The sequence below is a fragment of the Kitasatospora sp. NPDC001603 genome, from assembly GCF_040298365.1.
In the GTDB taxonomy this organism is placed as follows: Bacteria; Actinomycetota; Actinomycetes; order Streptomycetales; family Streptomycetaceae; genus Kitasatospora.
Window position 1 is genome coordinate 44539 of sequence record NZ_JBEPAA010000026.1, and the last position, 7703, is coordinate 52241.

Sequence of the window (7703 nt, forward strand, 5' to 3'; positions counted from 1 at the left end):
CGGCCGGTCGGTTACCGGCGGACGACCCGGCGCACGTTTCCCAGGGAGGTAGCTCAGCAATGTCCGACACCATACGAATGCCCGGCGGTGGGTGGCGCCTGTGGCCGCACTTCGCACTCCGCGGGCCGGGCTTCCCCGCCGCCGGGGTGCTCCGGCTGGCGCCGGAGGGCCTGGCGACGGCCGCCGACAAGTTCACCCCCGGCGAGGTACCGGCGAAGGCCGACTGGGAGGCCTTCGAGGAGGCCTTCACCGCGGCCGCCGTGCAGACCGCGCGGGACCTCCAGGAGATCGCCGCCTCGGGACCGTTCCGGGCCGCGGTGGCCTGGCAGAACCGGGCGGTGCTGGGCACCGGCATCAAGTCGTTCCTCGACTGGACGCCGTCCGCCGAGGGCCGCACCAGCATGCCGCGCCAGCGCGAGGAACTGGTCGCCCACTACTGGCAGCGGTTCTGCGTCAAGAACGACACCATCGGCTTCTTCGGCCCGGTCGGCTGGGGCACCTTCGACACCGACCGGCGCGGCGTCGAGGTCCACCCCGGCACCGGCCTGGTCGCCGACTCCCAGGTGTACTTCTCCAGCTGGTCGATGGACGCGCTGGCCAAGGCGATCGACCGGGACCCCCGGGTCCGCGACTGGACGCCGCCGCGCCCGGTGCCGTTCGTCCGGGCCGCCGAGGGCACCGTGCTGGTGCCCGGCCGCCCGCCGCTGCCGGTCTCCGAGGCCGCGCTCGCCGTCTTCCGGCTCTGCGACGGCCGCCGGACCCCGGCCGGGATCGCCGAACTGGCCGGCCGGGAGCTCGGCCGGCCGCTGCCCGCCGCGGAGGTCACCGCCGCGCTGGAGTGGCTGGTCGCCCGCCGGCTGGTGCTGTGGAAGCTCGACGTCCCGGCCGGCACCTACCCGGAGCGGGAACTGCGGGCGATGCTCGACCGCATCGGCGACGCCGAGGTGCGCGAACCCGCGCTGGCCCGGCTGGCGGTCCTCGAAGAGGGCCGCGACCGGGTGCAGCGGGCCGGCACCGACCCCGAGGAGCTGACCGCCGCCCTCGCCGCGCTGGAGGGCGCCTTCGCCGAGATCACCGAGGTCGCGGCGGTCCGCGAGAAGGGCGCCCGGACGGCGCCCAACCGCGCCCTGGTCTACTCCGACACCCGCCGCTCAGCCACCGCCACCGTGGGCACCGCCGTCCTGGAACAGCTCGCCCCGCTGGAGCTGTGCATGACCGCCGCCCGCTGGATGACCAACCGGTACGCGGAGGCGGTCGGCGAGCGCATCCGCACCGCCTACCGCGCCCTGCGCGAGCGCGGCGGCGGCGGCCCGGTCGACCTCGGCTCGCTCTGGTTCGCCTGCCTGCCCGCCCCGCACCCGGAGTCGATCGCCGACATCGACCGGATCCAGGCCGACCTGCGCGAGCGCTGGCGGCGGATCATCGACGCGCCGGACGGCGCCCGGCGGGTCCACCTCGCCGCCGCGGACATCGCCGAGCAGGTCCACGAGGCGTTCCCGGAGGGCGGCCGGGGCTGGTCGCTCAGCCGGTACATCAGCCCCGACCTGATGATCATCGCCGAGGACCTCGACGCCGTCGGGCGCGGCGAGTTCGAGCTCGTGATCGGCGAGCTGCACGTCGCGATGAACACCCTCGGGCAGTCCCTCTTCGTCCACCAGCACCCGGACCGCGAGCAGCTGATCGACGAGACCAGCCGCGACTTCCCCGGCCCGCGCCTGCTCCCGATGCTGCCCAAGGAGCTGCCGCTCAAGTGGTCCGCCCGCAGCCGGCAGGCGCTCGGACGGCCGCAGGACCACTACGTCGCCCTCACCGACCACACCTCCGACCCGCACCGCCCGCGCACCGTGCGCTCCGGCGACGTCCTGGTGGAGGAGCGCGACGACCGGCTGGCCGCCGTGCTGCCCGACGGCTCCGAGTTCGAACTGCTCGACGTCTTCTGCCACGCGCTCACCAACCGGGTGATGGACCGCTTCACCCTGCGCTCGGACGGCGACCACTCGCCGCGGATCACCATCGACTCCACCGTGGTCGCCCGGGAGACCTGGCGCTTCGCCGGAGCCGCCCTGGACTTCGCGGACGAGAAGTCCGAGGCCCGGCGGTTCGTCCGGGCCCGGCAGTGGCGGGACGCCCACGAGCTGCCCCGCTTCGTCTTCGTGGTCTCCCCCACCGAGCCCCGGCCGTTCTTCGTCGACTTCGACAGCCCGGTCTACGTCACCATCCTCGCCAAGGCCGCCCGCCGGCTCGCCCGCAAGGACCCGGACGCCCGACTGACCGTCAGCGAGATGCTCCCCACGCCCGAACAGGCCTGGCTCACCGACGACCAGGGGCAGCGCTACACCTCCGAACTGCGCCTCGTCGCCGTCGACCGGACCACCGGGACGGAGGAACCGGCATGAGCACCCCCGCCGGGGCCACCTTCGTCGACGCCATCCGGGCGCACGCCGACCGCGCACCGCAGGCCCCCGCCCTGCTGACCCCCGGCGGACCGGTCGGCTACGGCGAACTCGCCGAGCGGATCGACCGGCTGGCCGCCCACCTGGCCGCCCACGGCCTCGGGCCGGAACGGGTCTGCGCGGTGGCGCTGCCACCCGGCGCCGACGCCGTGGTGGCGATCGCCGCGGTCGTCCGCACCGGCGGGGCGTTCCTCGCCCTGGACACCGAACTGCCCGACGGGCGGCTCGCCGCGCTCGCCGCCGGCGGCGCGGCGGCGCACCTGCTCACCACCGCGGCCCTGGCCGACCGGCTCGGCCCGCTCGTCGGCGCGCCCGCCCTGCTGCTCGACCGGCTGCCCGCCGACCCGCCGGCCGCCCCCGCGTTCCCCGCCCCGCACCCGCGTTCGCTCGCGTACGTCAGCCACACCTCCGGCTCGACCGGAGCGCCCAACCCGGTGCTGATCGAGCACCACGGCCTCGGCACCTACCTGCGCGCCGTCGCCCGCGACAACCACCTCGGCCCCGGCACCGTCACCCTCCAACTCGCCCCGCCCGGCTACGACGCCTCGATCCGGGACACCTTCGCCCCGCTGACCGCCGGCGGCTGCGTCGTCCTCGTCGACCGCTCGCGCCTGCTGCGCGCCGAGGCCTTCGCCGACACCGTCGCCGAGTACGGCGTCGACACCGTCCTCAGCACCACCCCGTCCTTCCTGACCTTCCTCTCCCAGCACCCGCGCGCCGCCGAACGGCTGCGCTCCCTGCGGCTGCTCTGCTCCAGCGGCGAGTCGCTGCGCCCGTTCCTCGCCGCCGGCGGCCGCGCCCTGGTCGGCGGCCGGCTGGTCAACCAGTACGGGCCCACCGAGTGCACCATGACCTCCACCCGCTACGAGGTGCCGACCGACCCGGACACCGCCACCGACACCGTCGGCACCCCGATCGAGGGCACCGTCGTACGGCTGCTCGACCCGCGGGGCCGCGAAGTCCCGGGCGGCCAGGTCGGCGAGGTGCACATCGGCGGCGCCGGGGTGGCCCGCGGCTACGGCGGACTGCCCGGCCTGACGGCCGACCGCTTCCCGCCCGACCCGCACGGCCCGCCCGGCACCCGGCTGTACCGGACCGGCGACCTCGCCCGGCGCGGCCCCGACGGCACCCTCGACTACCTCGGCCGCGCGGACCGCCAGCTCAAGATCCGCGGCCACCGGGTCGACCCGGCCGAGATCGAGGGCGCCCTGCTCACCCACCCCGACGTCACCGGCGCCGTGGTGACCGCCGAGACCGACGACCGGGGCCGGACCTGGCTCGACGCCCACGTCACCGGCCCGCTCGCCGCCACCCCCGACGCCCGGCTGCGCGCCCACCTCGCGCTCACCCTGCCGCCGCACATGATGCCCCGGCGCTTCACCCGGCTGGAGCGGCTGCCCGTGACGCACAGCGGCAAGACCGACCGCCGCGCCCTGCGCGCGCCCGTGCCGGAGGCCGTCGCGTGACGGCCGCCGACACCCGCCCGCTGACCGGTCTCGCCACCGGCACCGGCCTGCCCGGGCCGGCCGACGTCCTGGCCGCCGCCGAGCGGATCGCCCCGCACGTGCGGCACACCCCGCTGCTGCGCCACGACACCCTGCCCGGCCTGCTCGTCAAGGCCGAACACCTGCAGCACAGCGGGTCGTTCAAGCTGCGCGGCGCGGCCAACGCGATGCTCGCGCTCGGCGCCGACGAGGTGGTCGCCGGCTCCTCCGGCAACCACGGCATCGCGGTGGCCACCCTGGGCCGGATGCTCGGCGTCCGGGTCACCGTGGTGATGGCCGCCGGCGCCGCCGAGGCCAAGGAGCGGGCGATCCGGGCGCTCGGCGGCCGGGTCCTGCGGGTGCCCGGCGGCGTCGCCGAACGCGACCGCCACGCCAGGGACCTCGCCGCCCGCACCGGCGCCGCGCTGGTGCCCTCCTCCGACCACGGACTCGTGATCGCCGGTCAGGGCACCGTCGGCCTGGAGGTGTTCCGGGACGCCCCCGACCTCGAATCGATCTTCGTCCCGGTCGGCGGCGGCGGCCTGCTGGCCGGCGTCCTGCTGGCGGCCGCCCGGCTGCCGAGGCCGGTGCGCGTCATCGGCGTGGAGCCCGACCGGGCCCGCCGCTACGCCCGCTCGATGGCCGCCGGCGAACCGGTCGAGCTGCCGCCCAGCGACACCGTCGCGGACGGGCTGCGCGGCCAGCGGCCCGGTGAGCTGACCTTCCCGATCGTCCGGCGGCGGGTCGACGACCTGATCGGCGTCGACGACGCGGCGGTGCTGCGCGCCATGGACCTGCTGCACCGCGCCGGCATCGCCGCCGAACCCAGCGGCGCCGCCGCGCTGGCCGGCGCGCTGGGCTCCGGCGCCCTGCGGCCCGGCGCGGCGGGCCGCACCGCGGTCGTCGTCTCCGGCGGCAACTCCGCCGCCGTGCTGGCCGCCGCCGCGGCGCGCTGAGCGCCCCGCGCCCCTCCCGTTCCCCGTACACCCCACCCCTTCGGAAGGACCCACCATGACCACCATCGACACCGCCGAACTCGCCGGGCAGATCGCCGGCTTCTACCGCGAGACGCTCGGCGACGACAGCCTGGACACCGACAGCGACTTCTTCGAGGCCGGCGGCGACTCGCTCGCCGCCTTCCAGATCGTCGACCGGCTCCAGGAGCTGGTCGGCGCCGAGATCGCCGTAGCCCTGGTCTTCACCTACCCGTCCCCCGCGGAGCTCGCGGAGGTCGTCGTCGACGACCTGTCCCTCGCTCCCGCCTCGGCCTAGGGGGCACCGGCATGCACGAGGAATCCGTCTCCCTGAGCGGCCGGTGGCGGCTGTGGGACCAGGTCGCGGTGCGCGGCCCGGGGTTCCCGGCCGATGGGGTGCTCCGGCTGGCGCCGGAGGGCCTGGCGGCGGCCGCGGACAAGTTCGGCGCCCGGGACAAGCTCTCCGGGGCCGCCTGGCAGGCCTTCGAGGAGGAGTTCACGCAGGCCGCCGCCCGGGCGGCGGAGAACGCGCAGGAGATCGCCGCCTCCGGGTCGTTCCGCGCGGCGGTCGCCTGGCAGAACCGCGGGGTGCTGGACTCGGCGATCCGGCCGTTCCTCAACTGGTCGCCCGCGACCGAGGGCCGGACCTTCAAGCAGCGCCAGCGCGAGGAACTGGTCGCCCACTACTGGCAGCGGTTCTGCGTCAAGAACGACACCATCGGCTTCTTCGGCCCGGTCGGCTGGGGCGCCTTCGACCCCGACCGGCCCGGCATCACCATGGACCCGGGCACCGGGCTGATCGCCTCCTCGGAGGTCTTCTGGTCCAGCTGGTCGATGGACGCGCTGGCCCGCGCGATCGGCGCCGACCCGGCGGTACGCGTCTGGACGGCGCCCCGCCGGGTGCCCTTCGTCCGGCTGGAGGAGGACGCGGTACGCGTCCCCGGCCGCCCGCCGCGCCCGGTGGAGCCGGAGACGCTGCGGGTGCTGCGGCTCTGCGACGGCACCCGCACCGCCCACGCCATCCAGCAGGAGACCGGCCCGGGGACCGACGTCCCGGCGCTCCTCGACGAGCTGGTCCGGCGGCGCTGGATCACCTGGCAGCTCGACCTCCCCGCCGACATCCGGCCGGACCGCCGGCTCCGGACCGCCCTGGAGCGGATCGGCGAGCCCGCCGTGCGCGCCGAGGCGCTCGCCCGGCTCGACGAGCTGGAGCGCGCCGGCGAGGCCGTCCGGGCCGCGGCCGACGACCCCGAGCGCCTGGTGGCCGCCCTCACCGAGGTCGAGCAGACCTTCCAGCGGGTGACCGACGCGGCCGCCAAGCGCGAGAAGAGCGGCACCACGGCGCCCGGTCGCGCGGTGGTCTACCAGGACTGCCGGCGTGCGGCCCACGTGACGCTCGGCAGCCGGGTGCTGGAGGCGCTCGCCCCGCTCGAACTGCTGATGGACGGCGCCGCCTGGCTCGCCGCCGCGCTGGCCGCCCGGGTGTCGGAGCGGGTCGCCGCGGTGTACGGGAAGCTACGCGCCGAAACCGACGCCGACCGCCCGGTGGACCTCGCCACCTTCTGGTTCGCCTGCATGCCCGTGCTGCACGGCGCGGCGGGGGCCGACGCCGCCGAGCTGCAGGCCGAGTTCGAGCACCGCTGGCAGCGGATCCTGCCGTCCACGGAGGGCGTGCGCCGGGTCAACGTCGCGGGCGCCGACCTCGCCGACCTCGCCGACCGGGTCGCGGAGGCCTTCGGGCCGGCCGGCGCCGCGGGCTGGACCGCCGCCCGGTACATCAGCCCGGACATGATGATCGCGGCGGAGGACACCGCGGCGATCGACCGCGGTGAGTTCGAACTCGCCCTCGGCGAGCTGCACCTGGCCTCGAACACGCTCGGCAACGAGCTGTTCGTCAACCAGCACCCGGACCGCCGGGAGCTGTTCGACCGGACCGACAGCGACCACCCGGCGCCGCGGCTGATGCCGCTGCTGCCGAAGGAGCACAAGGCCCGGCTCTCCGCCCGGATCCGGCACGCGCTGGTCCGCCCGCAGGACTACCAGGTCGCCCTGCTCGACAACACGGCCGACCCGCACCGCGACCGGACGGCGCCGAGCGCCGACGCCGTGGTGGAGCAGCGGGACGGCCGGCTGACCGTGGTACTGCCGGACGGCGCCGTGTTCCCGGCCGTCGAGGTCTTCTCGCACGTGCTGACCACCCTGGTGATGGACCGCTTCCGGCTGCTGCCGGAGGCCGACCACTCCCCCCGGATCACCATCGACAAGATGGTGGTGGCCCGGGAGACCTGGCGGTTCGTCGGCTCCACGCTGGACTTCGCGGACGAGAAGACCGAGCCGCGCCGGTTCGTCCGGGCCCGGCACTGGCAGGACGCGAACGAGCTGCCCCGCTTCGTCTTCGTGGTCTCCCCCACCGAACCGCGGCCGTTCTTCGTCGACTTCGACAGCCCGGTCTACGTCAACATCCTCGCCAAGGCCGCCCGCCGGCTGGCCCGCAAGGACCCGGACGCCCGCCTGACCGTCACCGAGATGTTCCCCACGCCCGAACAGGCCTGGCTCACCGACGACCAGGGCCGCCGCTACACCTCCGAACTGCGCCTCGTCGCGGTGACCGACTGACCCACCCGCACCACCCAAGCACCACCGACCCGGGCCGGGCTCCCCCAGGAGCCCGGCCCGGGTCGGTGGTGTGCCCGGCCGACGCGGGGCACCGCGCGGCCGTCCCACGCGGGCTGTCGGGAACCGGGGCGGGGTGTACCCGGCCCGGCCCCCTGGGGCCGGCTCCCGGAGCGCCG

General features: G+C 76.1%; 5 protein-coding genes. All 5 read left to right on the top strand.

The window, feature by feature from the left end; translation table 11 throughout:
• The first annotated feature begins 59 nt into the window (after positions 1 to 59).
• Genes ABT263_RS18255 through ABT263_RS18275 form a run of 5 tightly spaced genes read left to right on the top strand, consistent with a single transcriptional unit; the run spans position 60 to position 7527 of the window.
• Positions 60 to 2396, top strand: coding sequence for a lantibiotic dehydratase (locus ABT263_RS18255; RefSeq protein ID WP_352291396.1), 2337 nt, complete (start codon positions 60 to 62; stop codon positions 2394 to 2396).
• The gene (locus ABT263_RS18260; protein WP_352291397.1) at positions 2393 to 3919 is read left to right on the top strand and encodes an amino acid adenylation domain-containing protein; all 1527 of its coding nucleotides are present in this window, start codon (positions 2393 to 2395) and stop codon (positions 3917 to 3919) included. The genes ABT263_RS18255 and ABT263_RS18260 overlap by 4 nt, the downstream gene beginning before the upstream one ends.
• Positions 3916 to 4893 (top strand): threonine ammonia-lyase, encoded by a 978-nt coding sequence (locus tag ABT263_RS18265; RefSeq protein ID WP_352291398.1) that lies wholly within the window; start codon positions 3916 to 3918, stop codon positions 4891 to 4893. The genes ABT263_RS18260 and ABT263_RS18265 overlap by 4 nt, the downstream gene beginning before the upstream one ends.
• Positions 4894 to 4948: 55 nt before the next feature.
• Positions 4949 to 5209, top strand: a complete 261-nt coding sequence (locus ABT263_RS18270) for a phosphopantetheine-binding protein (protein ID WP_329486317.1) — start codon at positions 4949 to 4951, stop codon at positions 5207 to 5209.
• Positions 5210 to 5220: 11 nt separating this feature from the next.
• Positions 5221 to 7527, top strand: coding sequence for a lantibiotic dehydratase (locus ABT263_RS18275; RefSeq protein WP_352291399.1), 2307 nt, complete (start codon positions 5221 to 5223; stop codon positions 7525 to 7527).
• The last annotated feature ends 176 nt before the right edge of the window (positions 7528 to 7703 follow it).